Annotated in this window: 23 protein-coding genes; 18 read left to right on the top strand and 5 right to left on the bottom strand. The window is 67.1% G+C overall.

Annotation, left to right across the window (positions count from 1 at the left end; translation table 11 throughout):
* Positions 1-2 precede the first annotated feature (2 nt).
* The 7 genes from CXG43_RS18520 (at position 3) to CXG43_RS18490 (ending at position 7,850) form a co-directional block, all read left to right on the top strand.
* Positions 3-626 (top strand): YceI family protein, encoded by a 624-nt coding sequence (locus tag CXG43_RS18520; RefSeq protein ID WP_101101623.1) that lies wholly within the window; start codon positions 3-5, stop codon positions 624-626.
* Positions 623-2,677 carry a phospholipase D family protein gene (locus CXG43_RS18515; protein ID WP_101101621.1) on the top strand — a complete coding sequence of 685 codons (2,055 nt, stop codon included), beginning with the start codon at positions 623-625 and terminating at the stop codon, positions 2,675-2,677. Before CXG43_RS18520 ends, CXG43_RS18515 begins: the two co-directional genes overlap by 4 nt.
* 13 nt (positions 2,678-2,690) lie before the next feature.
* Positions 2,691-3,125 carry a hotdog fold thioesterase gene (locus tag CXG43_RS18510; protein WP_101101619.1) on the top strand — a complete coding sequence of 145 codons (435 nt, stop codon included), beginning with the start codon at positions 2,691-2,693 and terminating at the stop codon, positions 3,123-3,125.
* A gap of 130 nt (positions 3,126-3,255) precedes the next feature.
* Positions 3,256-4,047 carry a lysophospholipid acyltransferase family protein gene (locus tag CXG43_RS18505; RefSeq protein WP_101101793.1) on the top strand — a complete coding sequence of 264 codons (792 nt, stop codon included), beginning with the start codon at positions 3,256-3,258 and terminating at the stop codon, positions 4,045-4,047.
* 28 nt (positions 4,048-4,075) lie between these two features.
* Positions 4,076-5,098, top strand: coding sequence for an alpha/beta fold hydrolase (locus tag CXG43_RS18500; protein WP_101101791.1), 1,023 nt, complete (start codon positions 4,076-4,078; stop codon positions 5,096-5,098).
* Between the two features lie 68 nt (positions 5,099-5,166).
* Positions 5,167-7,236, top strand: coding sequence for a tetratricopeptide repeat protein (locus CXG43_RS18495; RefSeq protein ID WP_101101617.1), 2,070 nt, complete (start codon positions 5,167-5,169; stop codon positions 7,234-7,236).
* A 5-nt stretch (positions 7,237-7,241) separates the two neighbouring features.
* A complete protein-coding gene (locus tag CXG43_RS18490) occupies positions 7,242-7,850 on the top strand; it encodes a YbhB/YbcL family Raf kinase inhibitor-like protein (RefSeq protein WP_101101615.1) in 609 nt (202 codons plus the stop codon).
* 464 nt (positions 7,851-8,314) lie between these two features.
* On the opposite strand, the gene CXG43_RS18485 is transcribed toward CXG43_RS18490, so the two are convergent.
* Both CXG43_RS18485 and CXG43_RS18480 read right to left on the bottom strand, forming a co-directional pair.
* Positions 8,315-9,133 (bottom strand): META and DUF4377 domain-containing protein, encoded by an 819-nt coding sequence (locus CXG43_RS18485; protein WP_101101613.1) that lies wholly within the window; start codon positions 9,131-9,133, stop codon positions 8,315-8,317.
* Between the two features lie 74 nt (positions 9,134-9,207).
* On the bottom strand, positions 9,208-10,002 hold the full coding sequence (locus tag CXG43_RS18480; RefSeq protein ID WP_101101612.1) for an undecaprenyl-diphosphate phosphatase: 795 nt from the start codon (positions 10,000-10,002) through the stop codon (positions 9,208-9,210).
* A 224-nt stretch (positions 10,003-10,226) separates the two neighbouring features.
* Here CXG43_RS18480 and glnA point away from each other — a divergent pair, with 224 nt between their 5' ends.
* From glnA to CXG43_RS18430, 10 genes are all read left to right on the top strand, one after another.
* The gene (gene glnA / locus CXG43_RS18475) at positions 10,227-11,636 is read left to right on the top strand and encodes a type I glutamate--ammonia ligase (RefSeq protein ID WP_042614703.1); all 1,410 of its coding nucleotides are present in this window, start codon (positions 10,227-10,229) and stop codon (positions 11,634-11,636) included.
* Between the two features lie 311 nt (positions 11,637-11,947).
* On the top strand, positions 11,948-12,286 hold the full coding sequence (locus CXG43_RS18470) for a P-II family nitrogen regulator (protein WP_042614733.1): 339 nt from the start codon (positions 11,948-11,950) through the stop codon (positions 12,284-12,286).
* Positions 12,287-12,306: 20 nt separating this feature from the next.
* On the top strand, positions 12,307-13,734 hold the full coding sequence (amt, locus tag CXG43_RS18465; RefSeq protein ID WP_101101608.1) for an ammonium transporter: 1,428 nt from the start codon (positions 12,307-12,309) through the stop codon (positions 13,732-13,734).
* 98 nt (positions 13,735-13,832) lie between these two features.
* The gene (locus tag CXG43_RS18460) at positions 13,833-14,576 is read left to right on the top strand and encodes an N-acetylmuramoyl-L-alanine amidase (RefSeq protein ID WP_101101606.1); all 744 of its coding nucleotides are present in this window, start codon (positions 13,833-13,835) and stop codon (positions 14,574-14,576) included.
* Between the two features lie 69 nt (positions 14,577-14,645).
* Positions 14,646-14,921, top strand: coding sequence for a hypothetical protein (locus CXG43_RS18455; protein ID WP_101101604.1), 276 nt, complete (start codon positions 14,646-14,648; stop codon positions 14,919-14,921).
* 444 nt (positions 14,922-15,365) lie between these two features.
* Complete coding sequence (locus CXG43_RS18450; RefSeq protein ID WP_101101602.1) at positions 15,366-16,238, top strand: hypothetical protein; 873 nt, start codon at positions 15,366-15,368, stop codon at positions 16,236-16,238.
* Between the two features lie 134 nt (positions 16,239-16,372).
* On the top strand, positions 16,373-17,428 hold the full coding sequence (locus tag CXG43_RS18445) for an ATP-binding protein (protein WP_101101600.1): 1,056 nt from the start codon (positions 16,373-16,375) through the stop codon (positions 17,426-17,428).
* Positions 17,421-18,884, top strand: a complete 1,464-nt coding sequence (gene ntrC / locus CXG43_RS18440; protein ID WP_101101598.1) for a nitrogen regulation protein NR(I) — start codon at positions 17,421-17,423, stop codon at positions 18,882-18,884. The genes CXG43_RS18445 and ntrC overlap by 8 nt, the downstream gene beginning before the upstream one ends.
* A gap of 93 nt (positions 18,885-18,977) precedes the next feature.
* Positions 18,978-19,547, top strand: coding sequence for a superoxide dismutase family protein (locus tag CXG43_RS18435; RefSeq protein ID WP_182656525.1), 570 nt, complete (start codon positions 18,978-18,980; stop codon positions 19,545-19,547).
* 45 nt (positions 19,548-19,592) lie between these two features.
* Complete coding sequence (locus CXG43_RS18430) at positions 19,593-20,225, top strand: superoxide dismutase family protein (protein ID WP_101101787.1); 633 nt, start codon at positions 19,593-19,595, stop codon at positions 20,223-20,225.
* 234 nt (positions 20,226-20,459) lie between these two features.
* On the opposite strand, the gene CXG43_RS18425 is transcribed toward CXG43_RS18430, so the two are convergent.
* Positions 20,460-21,347, bottom strand: a complete 888-nt coding sequence (locus CXG43_RS18425) for a hypothetical protein (protein WP_101101596.1) — start codon at positions 21,345-21,347, stop codon at positions 20,460-20,462.
* Between the two features lie 93 nt (positions 21,348-21,440).
* On the opposite strand from CXG43_RS18425, the gene CXG43_RS18420 reads away from it, so the two are divergent.
* Positions 21,441-22,736 (top strand): acetyl-CoA C-acetyltransferase, encoded by a 1,296-nt coding sequence (locus CXG43_RS18420; RefSeq protein WP_101101594.1) that lies wholly within the window; start codon positions 21,441-21,443, stop codon positions 22,734-22,736.
* Positions 22,737-22,818: 82 nt separating this feature from the next.
* Here CXG43_RS18420 and CXG43_RS18415 read toward each other — a convergent pair whose 3' ends face one another.
* Complete coding sequence (locus tag CXG43_RS18415; RefSeq protein ID WP_101101592.1) at positions 22,819-24,123, bottom strand: heme biosynthesis HemY N-terminal domain-containing protein; 1,305 nt, start codon at positions 24,121-24,123, stop codon at positions 22,819-22,821.
* Positions 24,120-25,109 (bottom strand): uroporphyrinogen-III C-methyltransferase, encoded by a 990-nt coding sequence (locus CXG43_RS18410; protein ID WP_101101590.1) that lies wholly within the window; start codon positions 25,107-25,109, stop codon positions 24,120-24,122. The genes CXG43_RS18415 and CXG43_RS18410 overlap by 4 nt, the downstream gene beginning before the upstream one ends.
* Positions 25,110-25,186: the final 77 nt, after the last annotated feature.

Raw genomic sequence — 25,186 nt, 5'->3', positions numbered from 1 at the left:
CGATGAACGCGTGGCAGAGGGGGCTGCTGCTCGGATTGGCCGTGGTGCCGGGAGCGCTGGCCGCACAGCCGGCGCCGCCCGCGGCATTGCCGGTGTTGCCGCCAGTGCAGGTCGTGCACCGTGCGCCGCTGGTGCTGGATACACAGCGCTCGCGGCTGGGGTTCGAAGTGCGCAGCCGGCTGGGGCAGCGCATCGAAGGCAGCTTTCCGCATTTCGAAGGCCGCATCGAGGTGCTGTCCGATGGGCGCCACCAGGTCCACCTGAAGATGTACACCCGCTCGGTGGAGATCCCTGGCAAGCCGCGCTACACCGGCTGGATGCGCGGGGAAGAGTTCTTCGATGCCGCCCGCCACCCGGTGGTGGAATTCGATTCGCTTCCCTACGACCCCGCCCGGGTGGACCACGGGGGGGACATCGAAGGTCGCCTGATGCTGCGCGGGGTCAGCCATCCAGAAACGCTGCGGGTGGAAAGGGCGGAATGCGCCAGACCCGGCTATGATTGCGATGTCGTCAGCCGTGGGACCGTCCTGCGGGGCCGCTACGGCATGGACAACTGGCAGCTTGCCCTGAGTGATCGAGTGACCTTCGTACTGCGAGCGCGCCTGAGCGAGGCGCCGAAACCGTGAACCTGATGTTCCGCTGGGTGATGCTGGCAGGCCTGCTGCTGCTCGGCGGCTGCGCGTCGCTGTCCAACAGTGAGCGTGAGCGTGCCGCGGGGATCGCCGTGCAGGCCCGCTCCACCGTCGTGGACTGCGACCGCGCTGATCGCTGCGCACAGGATTCACCGCTGCGCGCGCTGGCCGGGCGTGCCTTCACCGCATCGACCCCCGACCAGCCCCGGCATTACGCCACCATCCTGGACGAGGGCGAAGAAGCGCTGGTGGCGCGGCTGAACCTGCTGCGCAGCGCCACCCGCAGCATCGACCTGCAGACCTACATCTTCGACAAGGATGACAGCGCCAGGCTGGTGATCGACGAACTGCTGGCGGCCAGCCGGCGTGGCGTGAAGGTGCGCCTGCTGATCGACCAGTTGTCGGCGATCTCCGACCTGCAGATCCTCGGCGCGCTGTCATCGGCCCACCAGAATTTCGAACTGCGCGTCTACAACCCGACCTTCGGCAAGGCGCAGCTGAACTACTTCGACTACGCAGGCAGCGTGCTGTGCTGCTTCCGCCGCTTCAACCAGCGCATGCACAACAAGCTGCTGGTGGTCGATGATGCGATCGGCGTGGTGGGCGGGCGCAACTACCAGGACGATTACTACGACTGGGATTCGGAATACAACTTCCGCGACCGCGACGTGCTGGTGGCTGGTCCCGAAGCGCGGGTGATGGCGGCCAACTTCGAAGCGTTCTGGAGGGCCCCGCGCAGCGTGCCGGCCGAACGCCTGAACGATGTCGGGCGGATCCTGCTCGACAGTGGCCCGCCTTCGCTGCCGCCGGCCGTGTATCGACGGCCCGAGCGGGTCGAGCGGGTGCTGGCCGAAGCCATCGATGATGCGTGGATCACCCGTAGCTTCGTCGACACCGCGCTGCCGGTGGCATCGGTGCGTTACGTCGCCGACCTGCCGCGCAAGCATCGCCGCGAAACCGTCGAGCAGCCACGCAACGGGCAGCATGTCACCGAACCGCAGCTGGACCGGCTGATCGCCGAGGCGCAATCCGAAGTGCTGCTGCAGACGCCGTACCTGGTGTTGTCCAAGCCGGCGCGCAAGCTGTTCGCCGATCTGCGCAGGCAGGCCGATCCGCCGCGCGTGCTGGTGTCCACCAACAGCCTGGCGGCCACCGACAACCCGATCGTCTACGCGCTGTCCTACAAGTACAAGCGGCGCAACATGCGCGAGCTGGGCTTCAACATCTTCGAGTTCAAGCCGTTCCCGCTGGATGCACCGGTGGATTACCGCAACCTGCTGCCGGACCCGATCGCCGGCGACTCCCCGGAAGGCGGTCGCGGCGGGCTGCTGGGCGGCAGTGCGGCCGGCAGCAATGCCCGGCCTCCCGGCAGCGGCGGCCGCAACGACGGCAGCGCACGCGACACGGCCGCGCCGCGCAGCAATCCACGCACCGGCAGTGCCTACCAGAACGCACGCGAACGTCGCCGCGCGGCCGGCAGTGAAGTGGAGCGCGACCTGCTGCGCACCGAGACCCGTCCCTCGTTCCTGGGCAGCAAGGCGGTCAATCGCCCGCTGCCGGTGACCCGCCAGGGCGCACGCATGGGGCTGCACGCCAAGTCGCTGGTGGTGGATCGCCGCATCGGCGTGATCGGTACGCACAACTTCGATCCGCGCAGCGAAAACTACAACACCGAAGGCGCGGTGATCATCGACGACCCGGTGTTCGCCCAGCGCCTGGCCGACAGCATCCTGCGCGACATCGATCCGCAGAATTCCTGGACGGTGGCACCGCGCAGCAAGCCACCGGTGCTGTCCGGGCTGAACTACAGCATGGGCAAGGCCTCCGAGGCGCTGCCGATCCTGGATTTCTGGCCGTGGCGCTACGCCACCGACTACGAGTTCCAGCCGGGCCCGGCCTGCCCGGAGCCGCTGCCGCGGCAGCATCCGGACTTCCATGCCTGTTACACCGCCGTGGGTGACTTCCCCGAAGTCAACGTCGGCCCGAAATTGTTGCTGGTGCGCATGCTGACCGCCTTCGGCGCCGGCCTGGTACCGATCCTCTGACTGGAGTCGTGCCGTGCCTTCCGTATTCCGCCACGCGGTTTCCCTTGATGCCCTCAACGCGCTGAGCGCCAACACGGTGATATCCCAGCTGGGGATCGTCTTCAGCGCGGTCGGCGATGACTGGCTGCAGGCGACCATGCCGGTGGATGCACGCACCCACCAGCCCTACGGCATCCTGCATGGCGGGGCATCGGTGGTGTTGGCCGAGACCCTGGGCAGCAGTGCCGGCAACCTCTGCGTGGACAACAGCCAGCAGGTCTGCGTCGGGCTGGAGATCAATGCCAACCACGTGCGCGCCAAGCGCGAGGGCGTGGTCACCGGTACCGCGCGCGCGGTGCATGTCGGCCGCAGCACGCAGATCTGGGACATCCGCATCGAAGACGAACAGGCGCGGCTGGTCTGCACTTCGCGGTTGACCCTGGCGGTGGTGGCGGCCGGCCACGGTTGAGCGGCGAACTGCAACCGCGGCACCGCCAGGATGCTGCAGAACACAGCGTTGCCGCCGGATGGCCCATCCGCGCAGCCGCCTTGGCCACCCCGCGCTGGCAGGCGCTGCGGTGCTCGGGTATCGTTCCCGCATGAATTCCCCCACTCCGGCCACCCGTGGCGGCGTGGCGCGTGTGTGCCGTTACCTGTACCGCGTACCGCTGCTGCTCATCCACCTGCTCGTGTTCCTGCCGCTGATCCTCATCGGCATGCTGCCGCCGTGGGGCGAACTGCGCGTGGGCGATGAACCGCTTGGCTACAAAGTGGTCAACTGGTGGTCGGCCGGCCTGATGTGGATCTTCGGCTTCCGCCTGGTGCGCATCGGCAAGCCGCTGCACGGCGCGGTGCTGTTCGTGGCCAACCATGTCAGCTGGGTCGACATCTGCGTGCTGCACAGCCAGCGCATGATGGGTTTCGTCGCCAAGCGCGAAATTGCCGGCTGGCCGGTGGTCGGCTGGCTGGCCGGTCGCGGACAGACCATCTTCCACCAGCGGGGCAGCACCGAATCGCTGGATGGGGTGATGCAGCAGATGGTCGTGCGCCTGCGCGAAGGCAAGGGCGTGGGTGTGTTCCCGGAGGGCCGCACCCGTGGTGGTCATGAAGTGGGGCCGTTCCACGCGCGCATCTTCCAGGCGGCGGTGGAAACCGGCGTACCGGTGCAGCCGGTGGCGCTGCGCTACGGTGCAGGCGGCGAGGCACAGACCGTGGTGGCGTTCGGCCCGCGCGAAAGTTTCTTCGCCAACTTCCTGCGCCTGCTGGGCGAGCCGGCCCGCCGTGCCGAAGTGCATTTCCTGGAGCCGATCGGCGGGCAGGACCTGGAAGGTCGCCGGCGCATCGCCGAAACCTCGCGTACCCGCATCATTGCGGCAATGGCCGGCAGCTGAGCCGACGGTGTCCGTCCCCGCGCCCGCGATGTCCTTCGATTCCGGTCCGCCCGGACTGCTGACGGCGGCCGATTACCAGCCGCCGCGCTGGCTGCGCAACGCACACCTGCAGTCGATGCTCAGTTCAAGCCGGCTGCGCCTGCGGCGCGGGCAGGAGCTGCTGGCCGCTACCGGTGCGGCACATCGGGAGCTGATCGTCGATGGCGGGCAGGGCGTGCGCCTGCAGGCCTGGCACAGTGCCATCCAGGCACGCGCGCCGCGCGGCATCGCCCTGCTGCTGCACGGGTGGGAGGGCAGCGCCGAATCCAGCTACATGCGCATGACCGCGGCCCGCATGCTGGCTGAAGGCTTCGACGTGGTCCGGCTGAACTTCCGTGACCATGGCAATACCCACCACCTCAATCCCGGCATCTTCCACTCCAACCGCATCGATGAAGTGGTGCATGCGGCCGCTGACATCGCCCGCCGCTGGCCGCAGCTGCCGCTGGTGGCGGCCGGTTACTCGCTGGGCGGCAACTTCGTGCTGCGGCTGGCCCTGCGTGCGCCGGCGGCCGGCGTGCCGCTGCAGCGGGTGGCCTCGGTGTGCCCGGTGCTGGACCCGGGCCTGACCATGGACAGCATCGAAAACGGCCCGGCCATGTATGACTGGTATTTCCGCCGCAAGTGGGCCGGATCGTTGCGGCGCAAGCAGGCGGTCTACCCGGAGCTGAGCGACTGGGATGAACGCGTACTGCGGCTGGACATCCGGGCGCTGACTGCCTGGCTGGTCGAGCACCATACCGATTACGGCTCGCTGCAGGCTTATTTCGATGGCTATTCCATCGCCGGCGAGCGGCTGGCGGAGCTGCAGGTGCCAGCGGACATCCTGATGGCCAAGGATGACCCGGTGATCCCGTACACCACTTTCAACGACTGGCAGCTGCCGCGGTCGGCGCGCCTGCAGACCGCCGAATGGGGCGGTCATTGTGGCTTCCTGGAGAACTGGCGCGGCGATGGATTCTCCGAACGCTGGGTGGCCCAGCATCTGCGACAGGCCGCGCGGGACGGTTGAGCGCGGCCGCGCCTGCACGATCGATCAGGGTCGTTACAATGCGGGTTTGCACTCCAGCCGGACCCGTCATGCAAGATCAGATACTCCAAGCCCTGCGTCTTCGCGACGCCGACCAGGCCGTGCAGCTGGCCACCCGCTGGATCGCCGCCGAGCCGCAGCAGCCCCAGGCCTACCGCTGGCACGCGCTGGCGCTGCAGCAGCAGGGCCAGTTGGCGGCTGCGGTTGACAGCCTGCAGCGCGCGCTGGAACTCGCCCCGGACGATGCCGACCTGCACCTGCAGCACGCTGGCCTGCTGCTGGCACTGCACCAGTTCGAAGACGCCGAAGCGGCGCTTGGACGCACCACCGGTTTCAATCCCAACGAACTGTCGGCCTACCTGATGCAGGCGCACCTGGCATTGGCGCGCAACGACGTGGACGAGGCGGAAAAGCAACTCAAGCTGGCCTCGCGCGTGGATGCCGGGAATCCCGAAGTGGTGGCGCTGTCGGGCATGCTGGCGCTGCGTCGTGGTGCGCTGGATGAGGCGTTGGCCCAGCTGTCCAGCGCCGTGCGGGCGCTGCCGGATGATCCGCGCATCGTCTATGCACTGGGTACGGCCTACCTGCGCAAGGACATGTTGGCCTTCGCCGAACAGGCATTCCGCCGCGTGCTGGTCCTGAACCCGAAGATGACCGCGCTGCATGGGTTGCTGGTGCAACTGGCACTGCGCCAGGACAATCCTGCCGCAGCGGCCGAGATCATCGAGCAGGCCCTGCAGCAGCCCGGGCAGGACAGCGTGGCGATGCGCCGCTTCGCCGCGCAGATGGCCCTGCAGTCCGGCCAGCCCCTGCAGGCACGCGACCACCTTCGCCCGCTGCTGGCCAGCAACGCGGGCGATCCGCAGTTGCTGCAGCTGCTGTTGATGGCCTGGCAGCGCCTGGGCCGCGACGAAGAAGCGCGTACCGAACTGGATGCGGTGTTGGCCGACCACGACCAGCTGCACAATCTGTGGCTGGCCCGCCTGTCGGTGGAAGGCGTGGGCAGCGAAGGCGCCGTGGCCGTGGGCGAACGTTGGCTGGCGGCGATGCCGGCGCACCTGCCGGCGCTGGAAACCCGCATGCGCCTGCATGACATGAACGGCGAACAGGACGCAGCCGAAGCCATGGCAGAGCGCATCCTGGCGCTGGAACCAGGCCGTGTCAGCGGCGCCACGCGACTGGTGGACGGGCTGGTGCGGCGCGATCCTGCCGCCGCTGCAGCCCGTGTGCAGCAGATGGTGGACGCGGCCGAAGGGCGCGCCAAGGAAGACCTGCGCACCTGGCTGGGCGAAGTGCATGACCGTGGCGGCCAGCCGCGCGAGGCCCTGCGTACCTGGCTGGACCTGCATGCCGACAACGTGGCCAACCGCCTGCCGCTGCCGCCGCAGGCCAAGCCACCGGCCAGCTGGCCGGCCCTGGGCGAGGTCGATCCGGAGCTGGCATCGCGCCCGATGTTCCTGTGGGGCGCACCCGGTTCGAACGTGGAAAAAGTGATGAGCGCGCTCAGCGCGGCCAGTCCGCTGGTGCGCGTTGACCGCTTCAGCGCCACGCCCCCGGACGATGCCTTCCAGAACTACAACACGCTGCAGGACCTGGCTTCGGGCAAGCTGACGCCGCAGGCGCTGGTGGACGGCTGGCGTGCGTGCCTGCCTTCGCGCGGCTTGGCCAACGACACGGTGATCGACTGGTTGCTGTTCTGGGACAACGCCCTGCTGTGGGCGCTGCGACCTGCGTTGCCGCAGGGGCGTCTGCTGGTTGTGCTGCGCGATCCGCGCGACATGCTGCTGGACTGGATCGCCTATGGCTCCGGCGCACAGCTGGCGATCACCAGCCTGCAGGAAGCCGCCGAATGGCTGTCCCGTGCGCTGACCCAGGTTGCCGTCCTGAGCGAGCAGGATCTGTATCCAAACGTGCTGGTGCGCGTGGACGCGGCGGGCAACGATCCACAGGCGATGGCGCTGCTGCTCAGTGAGGTGATGGGCGTGCAGCTGCCACCGGCACCGAACATCGGTCCGCCGCGCCTGCCGAGCGGCCACTGGCGCAACTACCGCGAGGTCATGGGCGCTGCCATCGAGCTGCTGACCCCGGTCGCGGTTCGCCTGGGTTACCCGGAGGAATGAGCCACATGCAACTGACCAGCACCAGCCTGATCAACGGCGCACCGATCACGCGCGAGTTCGCCGCCGGCGATGGCGATGGGTTCGCCCTGGATCGCAATCCGCAGCTGGCGTGGAGCGGGGTGCCGGAGGGCACCCGTTCCTTCGCGCTGATCTGCGTGGATCCGGATGTGCCGACGGTTGCCGACACCGTCGGCCGCCAGGACATGACCATTCCGCGCGACCAGCCGCGCTGTGATTTCGTGCACTGGGTGATGGCCGACATTGCCGCGGACGTGCGCGAGCTTGCTGCCGGCAGCTGCAGCGATGGTTTCGTGGCCAAGGGCAAGACCGCGCCGGCCGGCCCGGCGGGCAGCCGCCAGGGACTGAACGACTTCACCGGATGGTTTGCCGGCAATCCGGACATGGCCGGTGACTATCTTGGCTATGACGGCCCGTATCCGCCGTTCAACGACGAGCGCATGCACCGCTACTTCTTCCGCGTGTTCGCGCTGGACGTGGCGACGCTGGAGCTGCCGACGCCGTTCACCGCCGGCGACGTGCATCGTGCGATGCACGGCCACGTGCTGGCCGAAGCTTCACTGCACGGCACTTACACGTTGAATCCTTCGCTGTAACAAGCAACGTCAACGTCAAAAGCTGCAGGGCTGCTTGTTGGCGGGGCAGGGTGGCTTGGCGACGGCAACAACCGCATCCTGCGGGCCTCGTTTCGCGCCATCCATGGCGCTCAACGCCCCCGCCAATCCACCCCGCCCCACCTTCGACAGGTCCATGGCGGCCATGGAACCTGCGGTAGCGCCGACCCATGGTCGGCGGAATCTTCCCGCCAACAGCCCGCTGCGCTCGCCGACCATGGGTCGGCGCTACCGCTTTTCCATTTTCTTATTACGCGGCGGGCGGCACTCGGAACCTGTCAGAGCGACGGGAGGGTGGGCTGTCCGGGACACTGTGAGGCAGGAGCCGAACAGTAGCCTACAGGGACGTACTTGCGGCGTGTCCCGGACAGCCCACCCTCCCGTCGCAAATCACGCAGCCTGCTCCTCGCAGCAGCACGCCGCGAGGGGGTCTCACCCGTTCGCCGTCACTTCTCGACAGCCGACTCCACCACCATGTCCAGCACGTACGCCTGCGAGGATGCATCCGCCGGCGGGTTGGCCACCTTGAAGCGGTTCACACGCAGTACGTTGCGGGTGCCGGCCTCGTGGGTGTAGCCCTCGATGCTGTCGTAGAAATTCTCGAAGGCGCCCGGCTGACCCTGCTTCAGTCCCTGATCGTCGAACTGCACTTCGCGCACCTGCAGGCACTGCTTGTCCTTGATCAGCGGATGCGGGCACGGCTTGGTCTGTGCGGCCACTTCCAGGAACACGCGCTCACCCGGGCCACCGAAGCGGGTCTCGGCCGTGGGCTCCGGCGCGAACACCAGCACCTCGCCCTGGGCGGTGCGCAGGGTCAGCTCGCCGTTGTCGCCCAGTTCGGTCTTCAGGGGGCCCTGCAGGCGGCTGCCCACGGCCTCGTCCAGTGCCATCAGGTCCGGACCGCAGGCCATCCGCGTGGATGCCAGCTGAGACAGCACCAGGTTGCCATCGGCCAGGGTGTAACCGCCGTTCATGCCATTGCAGGTGTTGGACACCGATACGCGGCCATCGCTGAAGTCCAGCGTCACCGGCTTGTCGGCACGTGCGAACAGCGCATCGATGCGCTTGCCTCCGGCATCGGTGGCGTCCTTCAGGCGCCAGTGCTGTCCCTGCAGGCGCTGCACGTCCAGATGCGCGACGGTCTTCTGCGCGGCGGCCGCGGCCGGTGCCGGAGCGAGGTCGTCGGCATTGCCGGCCGGGGCCGGGTTCTGGCTGCAGGCCGCCAGCAATGCCAGCGGCACGGACAGGATCAGGGTGCGCTTCATGTTGGATTCTCCTTGGATTGCCGGATTCAGAACGGATGCGCGCGCCCGGTGGGGTCATGCGCATCCCACCACCTTCAGTTGCCGGCAGGCAACCACAGCAGCAGTCCCGCGCCGAGCAGGATGCGGTACACCGCGAAGGCGGTGAATTTGTGAGACTTGATGTAGCCCAGCAGCCACTTCACTACGACGAAGCCGGTGACGACCGCGGCAAGGAACGCCACGCTCACCTCGGTCCAGTTCTCGCTGGCCAGCTTGCCTTCCTTGGCCAGTTCCAGGAAGGCATACGCGCTGGCGGCGAACATGGTCGGGATGCCGACCAGGAACACGAACTCGGTGGCCGCGGCACGGCGGCTCAGGCCCAGCAGCATGGCCAGGAAGATCGCCGATGCCGAGCGCGACGTACCCGGGAACACACCGGCCACCACCTGCGCGATGCCCACGCCGATGGCCACTGTCCAGGTCACCTGGTCACGATCGGGCAGGCGTGCCGTATAGGCCTCCACCAGCAGCATCCAGATGCCACCGATGATCAGCGCCCATGCAACCGGACTCACTGTCTCCGGCAGTTCCCAGCCGGCCAGGCGCACTGGCAGGCCGACCACCGCAGTCACCAGGAAGGCCGTGCCCAGCTTCATCACGTAGTCGCGGTTCTCACGCTGGTGCAGGCCGGTGGCGAGCGTCCACAGACGCTGGCGGAAGACCAGGGTGATGGCGAGGATCGCACCGGCCTGGATGATGATGTTGAAGAAGTCCGAGCGCGCGCCCAGCCAATGCTGGGCAATCAGCAGGTGCCCGGTGCTGGAGATGGGCAGGAACTCGGTGACACCTTCTAGGATGCCCAGCAGCAGGGCGGAGAGCAGGTCAGACATGGAGGAGGAATCGTCGGATGGCAGCAGAGGTGCCGACGAGGATAGACCATCTGCCTACGCACCAAGGCAGTGCGCGGCGCTGGTAACGCACCACCATGGTGCGTTTTGTTGTGCACCATTCAGGCGCACGCTCATGCAAATCAACGGCTTGTGAGGGTCCAGAAGTTGGCACGGAGATTGCTCTGGTAATCCCAGGCATTCAATTCCAACCGAGGTTCCACCCGATGTCCGTTGAAAACGTTGAGAAGCTGGTCAAGGACAACCAGATCGAGTTCGTCGATCTGCGTTTCGTGGACATGCGTGGCATCGAGCAGCACGTCACCTTCCCGGTCAGCATCATCGAAGCGTCGCTGTTCGAAGAGGGCAAGATGTTCGACGGCAGCTCCATCGCCGGCTGGAAAGGCATCAACGAATCGGACATGGTGCTGCTGCCGGATCCGTCCAGCGCGTACGTGGACCCGTTCTACGCCGACCCGACCATCGTCATCAGCTGCGACATCCTCGACCCGGCCACCATGCAGCCGTACGGCCGTTGCCCGCGCGGCATCGCCAAGCGCGCCGAAGCTTTCCTGAAGTCCAGCGGCATCGCCGAACAGGCCTTCTTCGGCCCGGAGCCGGAGTTCTTCATCTTCGATTCGGTACGCTTCGCCAACGACATGGGCAACACCTTCTTCAAGGTCGATTCCGAAGAAGCCGCCTGGAACACCGGTGCCAAGTATGACGGCGCCAACAGCGGCTACCGTCCGGGCGTGAAGGGCGGTTACTTCCCCGTGCCGCCGACCGATTCGCTGCACGACCTGCGCGCGGAAATGTGCAAGACGCTGGAACAGGTCGGCATCGAAGTGGAAGTGCAGCACCACGAAGTGGCCACCGCCGGCCAGTGCGAGATCGGCACCAAGTTCAGCACGCTGGTGCAGAAGGCCGACGAACTGCTGCGCATGAAGTACGTGATCAAGAACGTGGCCCACCGCAACGGCAAGACCGCGACCTTCATGCCCAAGCCGATCGTCGGTGACAACGGCAGCGGCATGCACGTGCACCAGTCGCTGTCCAAGGGCGGCACCAACCTGTTCTCCGGTGATGGCTACGGTGGCCTGAGCCAGCTGGCACTGTGGTACATCGGCGGCATCTTCAAGCACGCCAAGGCGATCAACGCCTTCGCCAACGCCGGCACCAACAGCTACAAGCGGCTGGTCCCGGGCTTCGAAGCACCGGTGATGCTGGCCTACTCGGCCCGCAACCGTTCGGCCTCGTGCCGCATCCCGTTCGTGACCAACCCGAAGGCGCGTCGCATTGAAATGCGCTTCCCCGATCCGATCCAGTCCGGCTACCTGACCTTCACCGTGCTGATGATGGCCGGCCTGGACGGCATCAGGAACCAGATCGACCCGGGCGCACCGAGCGACAAGGACCTGTACGACCTGCCGCCGGAAGAAGAGAAGCTGATCCCGCAGGTCTGTTCCTCGCTGGACCAGGCGTTGGAAGCACTCGACAAGGACCGCGAGTTCCTCAAGGCCGGCGGCGTGATGGACGATGATTTCATCGACGGTTACATCGCGCTGAAGATGCAGGAAGTCACCAAGTTCCGTGCGGCCACCCACCCGCTGGAATACCAGTTGTACTACGCCAGCTGAGCACGCGCGGCGGTGGTGGAGGATACCCCTCCCACCTTCGTCATCGCCGCATCTTTTCCGGCTGGGGAGCCGGGACGGATGAGCCTGCAACGCGGTAGAAATCGTTCCACCGTTCAGGGGCAAGCAAGACCGGACGCGCGTCATGGGCCTACCTCCCTCCCGCGTCGCTGGCTGTGTTTGGAGAGAGACACAGCCGCCAGGGCCCAGACCACGTTCGGCGCGACAGCCACGGCCACCCTGCGGGGTGGCCCGTGGTTGCAGACGCCACGGCCTGCATCCGCCGTGGACCCATCCACCATCGGGATATGCGCATGAAACTGATCTCCGCCATCATCCGGCCGTTCAAGCTCGACGAGGTCCGCGAGGCCCTCTCCGATGCGGGCGTGTCCGGCATCACCGTGACCGAAGTGAAAGGTTTCGGTCGACAGAAGGGCCACACCGAGCTGTACCGCGGCGCCGAGTACGTCGTCGATTTCCTGCCCAAGATCAAGATTGAAACCGTGGTGACCGACGAGCGGACCGACGCGGTGATCGAAGCGATCCAGAACGCAGCGGGCACCGGCAAGATCGGCGACGGCAAGATCTTCGTCACGCCTGTCGAACAGGTCATCCGCATCCGCACCGGCGAAATCGGCGCGGACGCGCTGTAACCCACTCGGAGATCCCTCGCATGAAGATTCGACTGTTCGCCGGGTGGCAAGCCCGGTTCCATCTGGTGTGCCTGCTGATGCTGCTCAGTGCGTTGGCCGTGGGTGCGTTCCCCGGCGCTGCGCATGCCCAGGCGCAGGTCACCCCGGTGCCAACCGAAGAAGTGACCGTCGAGCCGCTGGCCGCCGAGCCGGTCGCCGCACCGGTGGCCGAAGCCGCCGCCGCGCCCACCTTCGACCACGGTGACGTGGCCTGGATGCTGACCTCCACGCTGCTGGTGCTGCTGATGGTGGTGCCGGGCCTGGCGCTGTTCTACGGCGGCCTGGTGCGTTCGAAGAACGTGCTTTCGGTGCTCAGCCAGATCCTGGTGGTGTTCTCGCTGGTGATCATCCTGTGGGTGGCCTACGGCTACAGCGCGGTGTTCAGCGAAGGCAACCCGTTCTTCGGCTCCTTCACCCAGTTCGCCTTCCTGAAGGGCTTCTCGCCCGATTCGGTGGGCAATACGCCGATCGCCGGCCTGCCGGATTATCTGTTCGTCGCCTTCCAGTCCACCTTCGCCGGCATCACCACCGCACTGATCGTCGGCGCCTTCGCCGAACGCATCAAGTTCAAGGCGGTGATCCTGTTCTCGATCCTGTGGTTCACCCTCAGCTACATCCCGATGGCGCACATCGTGTGGGGCGGCGGCTACCTGGCCGAACTGGGCGCGATCGATTTCGCCGGCGGCACCGTCGTGCACATCAACGCCGGCGTGGCCGGCCTGGTCGGCGCGTACTTCGTCGGCAAGCGCATCGGCTACGGCCAGACCGCGCTGAAGCCGCACAACGTGGTGTTCACCTACATCGGCGCGATGCTGCTGTGGGTGGGCTGGTTCGGCTTCAATGCCGGCTCGGCCGCCGCCGCCGACACCGTGGCATCGCTGGCCTTCCTCAACACGATCCTGGCCACGGCCGCGGCAGTGGTGGGCTGGACACTGGTGGAAGCGATCACCAAGGGCAAGCCGTCCGCACTCGGCGCTGCATCCGGCGCGGTCGCCGGCCTGGTCGGCATCACGCCGGCCTGCGGCACCGTGGGCCCGATGGGCGCGCTGGTCATCGGCGTGGTCTCCGGTGCGCTCTGCGTGTGGGGCGTCACCGGCCTGAAGCGCCTGCTGAAGGTCGATGACACGGCCGATGTGTTCGGCGTGCATGGCATCGGCGGCATCGTCGGTGCACTGCTCACCGGTGTGTTCAGCGCGCAGTCGCTGGGCGGCACCAAGGCCGACCTGGATATCGGCCACCAGGTATGGGTGCAGTTCGTCAGCGTCGCCTTCACCATCGCCTGGTGCGCCGTGGTGACCGCGCTGATCCTGCTGCTGGTCAAGGCGCTGGTCGGCCTGCGCGTCACCGAAGAGGCCGAGCGTACCGGCCTGGACGTGACCTCGCACGGAGAGTCCGCTTACGAGGTCTGATCGACCTGCCTGCTGCAGAACAACTTGTTGATGGCGCCTGCGTGCGCCGTGACCGGCGGTCCGGGGGCCGCCGGTTTTTTAATGGGTACAATCGGAGCATGAAGATGATCCGCCACCTGGCCCTGCTGCTTTCCTGCGCGCTGCTGGCCGCCTGCGCCGGTGCGCCGGTGGAAGAGGGCAATCCGCTGGCGACCTGGGTGCCATCGGCCAATCACAACGCGCGCATGCCGGTGATCATCGTGTTGCACCACACCGACCAGCACTCCGTGCAGCAGAGCCTGGATACGCTGCGCAGCGCCAACAGCGGCGGCAAGGTCAGTGCGCATTACCTGATCGGCGCCGACGGCAAGCGCTACCAGCTGGTCGCCGACGATCGCCGCGCCTGGCATGCTGGCCCGGGCCGCTGGGGCACCATCACCGACCTGAACTCCGCATCGATCGGCATCGAACTGGACAACGACGGCGACACGCCTTTCAGCCAGGCGCAGGTCCAGTCCTTGATCGTGCTGCTGCAGGACCTCAGCACGCGCCTGCGGATTCCGCCCTCGCAGGTGATCGGCCATGCCGATCTGGCGCCTTCGCGCAAACAGGATCCCAGCCGCTTCTTCCCGTGGCAGCAGCTTGCGCAGGCCGGTTTCGGGGTCTGGCCGCGCGCTGCCGACGGACTGCCGCCGGCCGGCTTCGATGCCTGGCAGGCGCTGGCTGCGTTCGGCTATCCGCTGGACGACCGGGAGGCGGCCGTAAGGGCATTCCACCGGCGCTTCCGCGGCAGCGACGACCTGTCCCCGCTGCTGGACGCCGAAGATGCGCGCATCCTGCATTCGCTGCTGCTGCAGCAATAACCAGCGCTGTGAGGCACACTCAGCGCCCTTTTTTCAGATTTCGGGCTGCTGGCCCGGGTAGGACAGTTGATGAACACCGACAAGAAGTATTACAAGCACCCGGCCGAATCGGACCTGGGCAAGGGCAACGTGCTGATGGAAGCCCGCGGCGAAAAGATCCTGCGCCAGGTCGAAGTGTACGGATTGCGCGCGGTGTGGTCCGATGCCACCGGGCAGAGCGATGATCGCTTCCTGCTGGCCGACCAGCCGCTGTCCTTCTTCGATTTCGATGAAGATGACGAGATCAGCGCCCGCGAATTCGAAAGTGCCTGGAAGAAGGCGCGGGACGCCTCGGGCACGCCCTGAACGCTGGTGGACGCGCTGGTCATCGGCGTAGGCCTCCGCTGATCAATCGCCCGCAGTTGGCCTAAGTCGCCGGCTAATGCAACGAATGTTGCTGGCGCTGTGTATGACAGGCAATGCCGAAATGACTCTGGGCCGATCTGAGTTCCTCAGATGAGTCATGCGTATGATTGGCAGTCCGTTCTCGCTAATCGAATTCGATGATGCGCTCGAGCAGATTTACCCGGGTCGCAGTTGACGTCAACCGCTGACGTTCTGATTGCAACTTGGACGCCACCGCGGAACACTCGCGCGCATAGCCAGACTAGCGCGCATTCATCCAAGGGCGGAACAAATAACTGTGATGCAGCTCCGCAAATATAAACATCCATTGTCGAATCGGTTGCCTAGGGTATTCATTCGTGTGAGTCTCGAGCTCGGAAGACCAAACGACATGGAGAAAGTTGAATGATCCGATTCATATTGGCACTGACTCTTCTCGGGACCTGCAGTGCGGCGAACGCAGCTGTTGAGCGCTGCGAAAGCTGCACGCCAGAGGAAATGTTCGCCGCAGGTGAATTAGCCGTCACCCAGGTTTCCTGGAACCAGCCTCAGTATCCGGTGTATGTAGTCAATTTCACCGATGGTAACGTAGTGAAGGTTGCTTATCAGAACAACGTCGACGAGGACTTTGACTGGGAGCGCGACGAGTTCGACGCGTGGGGCATTAGTGTAGAGGTCGAACCTTCTGTCCGTCAGTACATACAGGAGATGCACGCGATAATGCCGCCACCGGTTGCATTGAGCCGAAGTGGAGCGAATGGCAGCGGTTCGGTCGCCGCGCGTGCAAATGACCCCACCATGCCCGGCTCCGTCATCGATGCGATTAGTGCGCCTGCCTACGACATCTCCATCCACAACAAGTTGAATGCTTCAGTAAGTGCGAGTTATCGGCAAGCTTTTTACAATGCAGTGTCGCAATTCAATCCGATTCCGTTCTTCAACCCAGGTGACGTGCCACCCCCCGTCAGGGGAGTATTCGATGACGGAACTTATGCCTACTACACGTGGGACCCTGCCACGGCGCAATGGGTTCGCATAAAGGGCAGTGCGCGTGACGCGTGGGGCAATCCCATCCCGGAAACGCGGCAGGCTGTAGCTAATGGCGGCTACACGGAATATCTTTTTCCGGATGGTGCTGGGGAAGGGATGACCAGCTTCGTTCATCATCTGAATAACATGGGCGTGCAGATCCGGCAGGGCGGTGGATCGGGCAGTACTACACGTATCGCATGCACGAGCGCTGGCGATACGGTGATCTGCGAGATCGTCATGATCTGAAGGTGTTTTGTGGCGATGGTTAATGCCGTGTTGCACGCAGATACCAAGCACGTCTTGTAGCGCGCACGTACCAACGTGCGCCCTGCAAATCCGTCAGCTAGCTGATTACGCCGGTTTTGCACTACATTGGTGCAATGACTGTTTCCTCGCCGCCGCCCCTCGTTGAACAGCTCGGCACGCCGGTTGCCTGGGCCGATGCCGAGGGGCGCATCACCGGCTGCAACCCGGCGTTTGCGCGCTGGCTGGGGGTCAGCGGGCGTCGACTGGTCGGCCAGCCGCTGGTGGCGCTGGAAGCGCAGGGCGATGCGTTGGCGCATTTCCTCGCCCGCGACGAGCGCGACAGCCTGCGCCTGCACCGGTTGGCGCTTGCGCTGCCGGGCGAAGACGCCCGCTTCGCCGAAGGCTGGATGAGCCGGCTGGACGACGGCGGCTGGTTGCTCGAAGCGCATCCGGTAGATGAGTTTCCCGGGTTGGACCCGACCCAGGCCCTGCCCAGCGCGCTCAGCGCGGCCCTGAAAGGGCTCGCCCACGAGTTGCGCAACCCGCTGGCCGGGTTGAAGGGTGCGGCCCAGCTGCTGGCGCGCCGCATAGCCCAGCGCGATGCCGACGAGCGCGAACTGGTGGACCTGATCGGCACCGAAATCGAACGCCTCAACAGCCTGCTCGACCAGCTGCTGTCGCCCGCCCCGGCCGCCCCGCACGCCGCGCTGAACATCCACGCTGCGCTGGAGCAGGTGCTGCGCCTGGCAGAAAGCGAAGCCGGCTGGGCGGTCAGGTTGCAGCGCGATTACGATCCCAGCATTCCGGAATTCAATGGCGATGCCGACCGTCTCAGCCAGGCGGTATGGAACCTGGTGCGCAACGCCATCCAGGCCGGTGCCGGCGGCATCACCCTGCGCACGCGGGTGGAGCACGGCGTGCGCATCGCCGAGCAGCTTCACCCGCTTGCCCTGCGGCTGGAAATCGCCGACGACGGCCGTGGCGTGCCCGAAGAGCTTGCCGAACACCTGTTCCTGCCGCTGGTGAGTGGCCGCGCCGAGGGCACCGGATTGGGCCTGGCGCTGGCCCAGCAGGTGGCGCGCGAACACCGCGGTACGCTGACCTATCGCTCGCGGCCGGGCCATACCGTATTCACCCTGCTGCTGCCGATCCGCGGCGGCGACCCCCATGAGGTCGTGGCCCATGACTGATGCCCCGCATCCCGCCCACCCCGGCCAGCGGGTCTGGGTGGTCGACGATGACCGCGCCGTGCGCTTCGTGCTCTCCACCGCGCTGCGCGATGCCGGTTACCAGGTGGAAGGTTTCGACAGTGCCGCCGCCGCGCTCGACGCGCTCACCCGCCAGCCGGTGCCGGCGCTGCTGTTCACCGATGTGCGGATGCCCGGCGACGATGGCCTGGTGCTGCTGGACAAACTGAAGGCAGCCCACCCGCAGCTGCCGGTGATCGTGATGTCCGCCTATACCGACGTCGCCAGCACCGCCGGTGCCTTCCGCGGCGGCGCGCACGAGTTCCTGTCCAAGCCGTTCGACCTGGACGATGCGGTGGCGCTGGCGCGGCGCGCGCTGCCGGGCGCCGAAGCCCTGCTGCCCGACGATCCCGACCCGGGCGATCCCGGCCAAGTGGACCAGACGCCACAGCTGGTGGGGGATACGCCGCCGATGCGGGCCCTGTTCCGCGCCATCGGCAAGCTGGCGCAGGCGCCGCTGGCGGTACTGATCACCGGCGAAACCGGCACCGGCAAGGAGCTGGTGGCCAGTGCGCTGCACCGCGAATCGCCGCGGTCGCGTGCACCATTCGTTGCGCTGAATACTGCGGCCATCCCGGCCGAACTGCTGGAAAGTGAACTGTTCGGCCATGAAGCCGGTGCCTTCACCGGCGCACAGCGGCGCCATGTCGGCCGCTTCGAGCAGGCGGACGGCGGCACCCTGTTCCTGGATGAGATCGGCGACATGCCGCTGGCCTTGCAGACGCGCCTGCTGCGCGTGCTGGCACAGGGCGAATTCTTCCGCGTGGGCGGCCGCGAGTTGATCCACGTCGACGTGCGCGTGGTCGCCGCCACCCACCAGGACCTGGAAGGTCTGGTGGCGGAGGGACGTTTCCGCGCCGACCTGCTGCACCGGCTGGACGTGGTGCGCCTGCAGCTGCCGCCGCTGCGCGAACGCCGCGACGACATCGCCCAGCTCGCCACCACGTTCCTGTCCGCGGCGTCGCACAAGCTTGATGGCCCGGCCAAGCGGCTGACCGCGGCCGCGCTGCAGGCCCTGCGCGAGCACGACTGGCCGGGCAACGTGCGCGAACTGGAAAACGTGTGCTGGCGGATGGCGGCGCTGGCAGCCAGCGATACCATCGGCGCGGCCGACGTGGAGATGGCGCTGAACCGGGGAGCCGCGCGCAGCGGCCCGCGCGCCGGCCATGCCGACCCCGGTCAGTGGGAAGCGCTGCTTTCGCAGTGGGCGCGGCAGCGGCTGGCCGAAGGGGCCGAGGGCCTGCATGCACAGGTCCGCGAGCGCGTGGACCATGCATTGCTGGAAGCCGCCCTGCAGATCACCCATGGTCGCCGCGCCGAAGCGGCCGCGCGGCTGGGGCTGGGCCGCAATACGTTGACCCGCAAGCTGGGCGCCGGCCGCCGGCGTGGCAGCCATTGAACCGAAATCCAAAGCTGCCTGTGCACGCTCGACACCTGGCGTTGATGTGTCGTGGACAGGCAGGCCCGTAACGTGCATTGCAAGGAGTCCACGATGTCCTCGATCCGCCTGATCCTGCCGGCTGCCGCCGGCCTGTTGTTGGTTGCCTGCGGTACCACGCCGCCGCCGCCCGCTGCGCCGCCGGTGGCGGTGAGCGTGGTGAGTACCGCGCAGATGGCCGAGAGCAATCTGTCGCCGGCTTCGGCCAGCATCGTCAGCGGTCGCCTCGCCCTGGTGCCCGAAACCGGTGGCGTGCACGTGACCGGCGTGATCGGCGGACTGCAGCCGCTGCAGCAGCCGGCGTTCCACGTGCACGAGCGCGGTGACTGCAGCGCCGTGGATGCCAGCAGCGCGGGCAACCATTTCAACCCGACCCAGCAGCCGCATGGCGCGCCGGGCAGCGGGCCGCACCACCTTGGCGACATGCCCAACCTGCGCGCCGATGCGCAGGGCCGCGCCAACGTCGATATCCACCTGCGAGGCGTCACCCTTGGCGGTGGCGCCGCCAACGACATCGCCGGACGTGCACTGATCGTGCACGCCCAGTCCGACGATCATCGCAGCCAGCCTGCCGGCAATGCCGGCGCACGCATCGCCTGCGGCCTCATCCGCATCACGAAGTAGCCCTTGGGCTGCGGGCCCTGCACCCATCCAATGGAGAACCACCTGATGCGCCTGATCCACACTTCGCTGTTCGTTGCCGTTGCCGCCCTTGGCCTGAGCGCCTGCAACAAGCAGCCGGAAAACGCCGCCGACACCGTTGCCCCGGCCACCCCGGCCGAAGCCACCGCAGCCACCACCCCGGCCGAAGCCCCGCCGCCGATGACCGGCCCGACCGCAGAAACCGGCGCCACCGCCGTCGCCGAACTGGCACCGACCCAAGGCAATGAAACCAAGGGCTCGGTCAGCTTCAAGCTGGTCGACGGCCGCGTCCACGTCACCGGCCAGGTCAGCGGCCTGAAGCCGGGCAGCGAGCACGGCTTCCACATCCACGAAAAGGGCGACTGCAGCGCACCGGACGGCGCCAGCGCGGGCGGCCACTTCAACCCGGGCACCCAGGACCACGGCAGCGTGGCCAGCGACCCGCACCACGGCGGCGACATGCCCAACATCACCGCCAACGCCGAAGGCGTGGCCACCATCGACGCCCCGGTCTCGACCAACGTCAACATCGGCAAGGGCGACGACTTTGACATCATCGGCCGCGGCCTGATCGTCCACGCTGACGCCGACGACTACAAGACCCAGCCCACCGGCAACGCCGGCGCCCGCCTGGCCTGCGCAGTAATCAAAGCCCCGTAACAGATCAGCTGCACGCAAACAGGAACGCCGGCGAAAGCCGGCGTTCTGCTTTCAAATCCCCCACCGCCGCCGGCACCAGAAATCCGTCAGCAGAGTCGATGGTCCGGGTCAGGCAGGACCGTCTGTTGCCAAGGATGGCAACAGCGAGCCTCCATGGAAGGGTTCACGGCGTGTCCTGCCTGACCCGGACCATCGCCTCACCCACTGAAAATCAAAGCGCCGAGCAGCAAAAATTCACCGTTCCAACAACGCCCGCGCATCCTGCCCCGCCTCGCAATGCACGAACAACACCGGCACCCCATGCGCCTCCAACACCGCCGCCATCTGCCGCTGTCGCATCAGGTACTGCTCATACACGCCCTTCAACTGCTCGCAGTCATTGCGCCCGTGCGCGTAGTACGTGCACCAGCCTGCCGGATCGAACAGCGCCATCCGCGCCTCGCCCTGCGTATAACGCAGCAACGGCTCCGGCGCGGCATCCAGCCACTCATCCTGCCCCGGCGCCATGATCGCCGTCTCGATCAGCGGCCATAGAATCGCCAGGCCCTGGTTGTCGTACTGCATCGACATCATCGCGGCGAGATCGTTCACGGTGAAATAGCGTGCATGTTCCACGCGTGCACCAAACGCCTTCTGCGCCAGCAGCGCGGTATCGGCATGCGCCATGCCCTCGGCCAGCAGCACCGTTTCCAGCGCATCGGATACCGCCGCCGTGGTGGCCGCATCCGTGCCGGTCAGCAGGAACGGCAGCACGCGCAGGCCGCCGCCTTTCAGCGTGGCATCGGCCTGGAACGGCAACGGCACATCGCCATTGGCGTCGGCGCCGAAGGCCAGCAGGCGCGGGCCCTGGCTGCGACCCGGTGCGCGCATCTGCAGCTCTTCCAGGCGGCGGTGGATCGGCCAGCCCGGGCGCAGCACTTCGGCCGGGTCGAAATGCGCCGCGGCGAACACCAGGTCCAGCTCGCTGGCCTGTGGCACCAGCTTGACCAGGTCGCGGCCGATGCGCTCGGCCAGTTCGCCGGATTGATCGGCGGTCAGTGCGGCCTGCGTGGGCGATTGCCCATCGGCGAGCTCAAGGGCCAGCACGCCGATGGCGTTCATGGCGGGGTCGGTTTTGCTCATGGTTTCACGGTTGGCCCATCACAGGGCGGCAGCTACACTTGGGACCATTATGCCTGCCATGTCGTGCAGGCCATGTTGCAGACACCCTATCCCATGCCAGGTATGTCCATGCCCAACGCCCGACCCGTCGCCATCCTCGGTGGCGTCCGTATTCCGTTCTGCCGCCAGAACACCGCATATTCGGATGTCGGCAACCTTGGCATGTCGGTGCGTACGCTCGGTGCCCTTGTCGAACGGTTCGGCCTGCATGGCCAGCAGCTCGGCGAAGTCGCGATGGGGGCGGTGATCAAGCACTCCAGCGATTGGAACCTCGGCCGTGAAGCCGCCCTGTCCTCGGGGCTGTCCGCGCTGACGCCCGGCATCACCATGCAGCGTGCCTGCGGCACCTCGCTGGACACCATCATCGCGGTAGCCAACAAGATCGCCCTGGGCCAGATCGAATCCGGCATCGGCGGCGGTTCGGATACCACCTCCGACGTGCCGATCGTCTATGGCAAGAAGCTGCGTGCCCGCCTGCTGGCGGCCAACCGGGCCAAGAGCCCCGGCGACAAGATCCGCGCGCTGACCCGCGGTTTCAAGTTCTCCGAGTTCAAGCCCGAGTTCCCCGGAGTGGCCGAGCCGCGCACCGGCAAGAGCATGGGCGACCACTGCGAAGACATGGCCAAGGAATGGAACATCTCGCGCGATTCGCAGGATGAGTGGGCGGTGTCTTCGCACCGCAAGCTGGCCGCAGCGTACGAGCGTGGCTTTTTCAACGACCTGATCGCCCCGTTCCGCGGCGTGGAGCGCGACAACATCCTGCGCGCCGACACCTCGCTGGAAAAACTGGCCACGCTGAAGCCGGCCTTCGACAAGGTCTCCGGCCGCGGCACGTTGACCGCCGCCAACTCCACCCCGCTGACCGATGGCGCCTCGGCGGTGCTGCTGGCCAGCGAAGAATGGGCGCGTGCGCACGGCCACGAACCGCTGGCCTACCTGCGTGACTCGCAGGTCGCAGCGGTCGATTTCGTGCATGGCGAAGGCCTGTTGATGGCTCCGACCGTGGCCGTACCGGAAATGCTCAAGCGCAACGGCCTGACCCTGCAGGATTTCGACATCTACGAAATCCATGAAGCGTTCGCCGCGCAGGTGCTGTGCACGCTGCGCGCCTGGGAAAGCGAAGACTACTGCCGCAACCGCTTGGGCCTGGACGCTCCGCTGGGCCGCATCGACCCGGAAAAGATCAACCCGCTGGGTTCCTCGCTGGCCACCGGTCATCCATTCGCGGCAACCGGTGCGCGGGTGATCGCCACGGCGGCCAAGCAGCTGGCCGAGCGCGGCGGTGGCCGTGCGCTGGTGTCGATCTGCACCGCCGGCGGCATGGGCGTGGTGGCGATCGTCGAACGCTGATGGGCGTGATCCGGTAGCGCCGAGCCCTGCTCGGCGAGCCGGGAGCCGCATACGCCGAGCAGGGCTCGGCGCTACCTCAATGCTAGGGAACGCGCGGGAAACCGTTGTCGTCGCGCGGCTCACCGGCGTCGTACACCGGCGGCACCGGCGCCATCACCTGCTCTTCCACCGTTGCGCGCGGGGCCACCACCACGGCCGGCTCCGGGCGTACCAGCGCGATGCTGTCTTCGCCGCGCTGCTCGCGCAGTGCGTTGGCCAAGCATTGTGCGGCCAGCGTGGTCTCACCGCGGGCGAGCAGCGATGCGCCCAGCGCTTCCCACGCCGATGCACCGGCGCCGGCGGCGATCGCCTCGTGCAGCAGCCCTTCGGCCTCTTCATTGCGGCCCTGTGCCAGCGCCACGCGACCCTGTGCCAGCAGCAACGCGGGCGAACCGTCGTGCACCCGGCGCCAGCGCGCCAGGTTGGATTCGCGGGTCGCCAGCCGCGATGCCGGCAGCGCCCCATAGAGCTCCACCAGCTCATCGCTCCAGCGCTGGTCCAGCGCCTGTTCCAGCGCCAGCAGGGCCGGCTCGTCCCAGTCCAGCGCCACCGCACGTGCGGCATAGGCGGACACCACCGCAGGGTCGGCACGCAGCGCCTTCGGCGTGGTCTCCCACTGCGCGGCGAGTGCATTGACGTCGGCCGCTTCCAGCAGCGCCTGTGCCGCCAGCCGGGCTTCCAGCGTGGTCAGGGCATCGGCGGGCAGCACCTTGCTCTGGCGCAGTGCACCCAGCTGACCGTACGCCTCGTGGGCACGGCCGGCGCGGGCCAGCGCTTCACTGCGCAGCCACAGTCCGCGCGGCGGCAGTGGCTGCAGGTTGGCCGCATCCAGAGTGTTGATCGCATCCACCGGCAGGTCGTCGGCGAGCAGCTGTTCGGCGCGCAGCAGCGCCAGGCTGGTGGCATCGGCCGCGCCCAGGCGCTGCAGGTAGGTCTGGCTGGCGGTGTCGTCACCGCGCGCACGCGCACTGCGCGCCGCGTTGGCCAGCGCCACGCCGGTCACTTCCTGGTCCTGTGCCGCGCCGTCGAACAGCTTCTCCGCGCGCTGCCAATGGCCGTGTTCATAGGCCTGCAGGCCATCCACCAGGCGCACGCGGCCCTGCTTGCGGCGATAGCGGCCCCATGCACGGAACGGTGAAGCGATCAGGCTCCACAGCAGCCACAGCACCAGCAGCGTCACCAGCACCAGCAGCGCGACCTGCGGCAGGGTGCTTCGGTAATCGGTACCGCCGTAGCGGAAGATCACTTCGCCATACTGGTTGAGCGTGTCGGCGCCCAGCCACTGCGCGCCGACGACGCCCAGCGCCACGGCCAACAGCAGCACGATCAGGGATTGCAAGGGCTTCATAACGGGGTCTCTCCATCGCGCAAAGTACGCAGTTGTTGCAGGGTGCTGCCCAGTTCCGGTGCGCTCAGGCGCAGCGGCGCCGAGCGCAATGCACGCAGTTCAGCACGCTGCCTGCGCAGGTCCGGTGAATCCGGCCACAGCCGGGTCATCCCGTGTTCAATCCGGTCCAGCGCCTGCTGCAGGGCCGTGCTGTCGCCGCGTTCCACCGCAGCGCGGGCCAGGGTCAGCTCCACCTGCAGCGCGTCGGCACCGGCCACGCGCTGGGCATCGGTCAGCGGGCCACTGAGGCGGCTGGGCGTGATCTGCACGAACGGGGCCAATGCGACCTCCCACCACGGTCGTTCCCGTGCGGTGCTGGTCGGCGACGCCGGGGCCTGCAGCGGCAGGGTCTGCAACGCCTGGGCGAAGGTCGCCAGGCGCAGCCGGGCATCGGCCCGCGGCCCGTTGCCGGCAGCATCAAGCACGTTGCGTTCCTGCAGCAGCGCCTGGCGCAGGTTCAGCCCGCTGGCGGCCGGCAGGTCTTCCAGTTGGGTGGCGGCAAGTGCATACAGCCTGCGCGCGCCGGCCAGGTCATCGGCGCCATCCAGCCGCTGTGCGGCCTGGGTCAGCAGCAGTTCGGCCTCGTCCGCATGCAGCGCATGGCTGTCCTGGCGGGCGCTTTCGGCGAGCCGCGCCAGGTTCTCTTCAATCAAGGCACTGCGCTGGCCCAGGCCCAGCACTTCATCACGCAGCACCCGGTTGGTGCTGGCCGCGTCCTGCAGCCGGGCGCTGGCCGCGCGCTGGTCGCGACGCAGCGCTTCCACGCTGTCCAGCAGGCCCTGCAGCCGGACCGCGTCGGCCTGCGACTGCAGGCGGGCACGTTCCTGCCATTGCTGCACGGCATGCCATCCCCAGCCGCTGGCGGCGACCAGCAGCAGGACAAGGACCAGCGGGACGATCCAGCGCAGCGACCGCTGCGGCGGGGTGGGTGGGGGAGTTTCAGTCATCAGGACAGCATCCCTGTTGCATGCGCCAGCGGCAAGCAGCGCAGAGGGGGGGGCAGGGCCGCGACATGCCTGGCGGA

This window comes from Stenotrophomonas sp. Bg11-02 (genome assembly GCF_002836635.1).
Taxonomy (GTDB): domain Bacteria; phylum Pseudomonadota; class Gammaproteobacteria; order Xanthomonadales; family Xanthomonadaceae; genus Stenotrophomonas; species Stenotrophomonas lacuserhaii.
The sequence above is the reverse complement of the archived record's forward strand: the minus strand, read 5'-3'. Positions and strand labels throughout refer to the sequence as shown.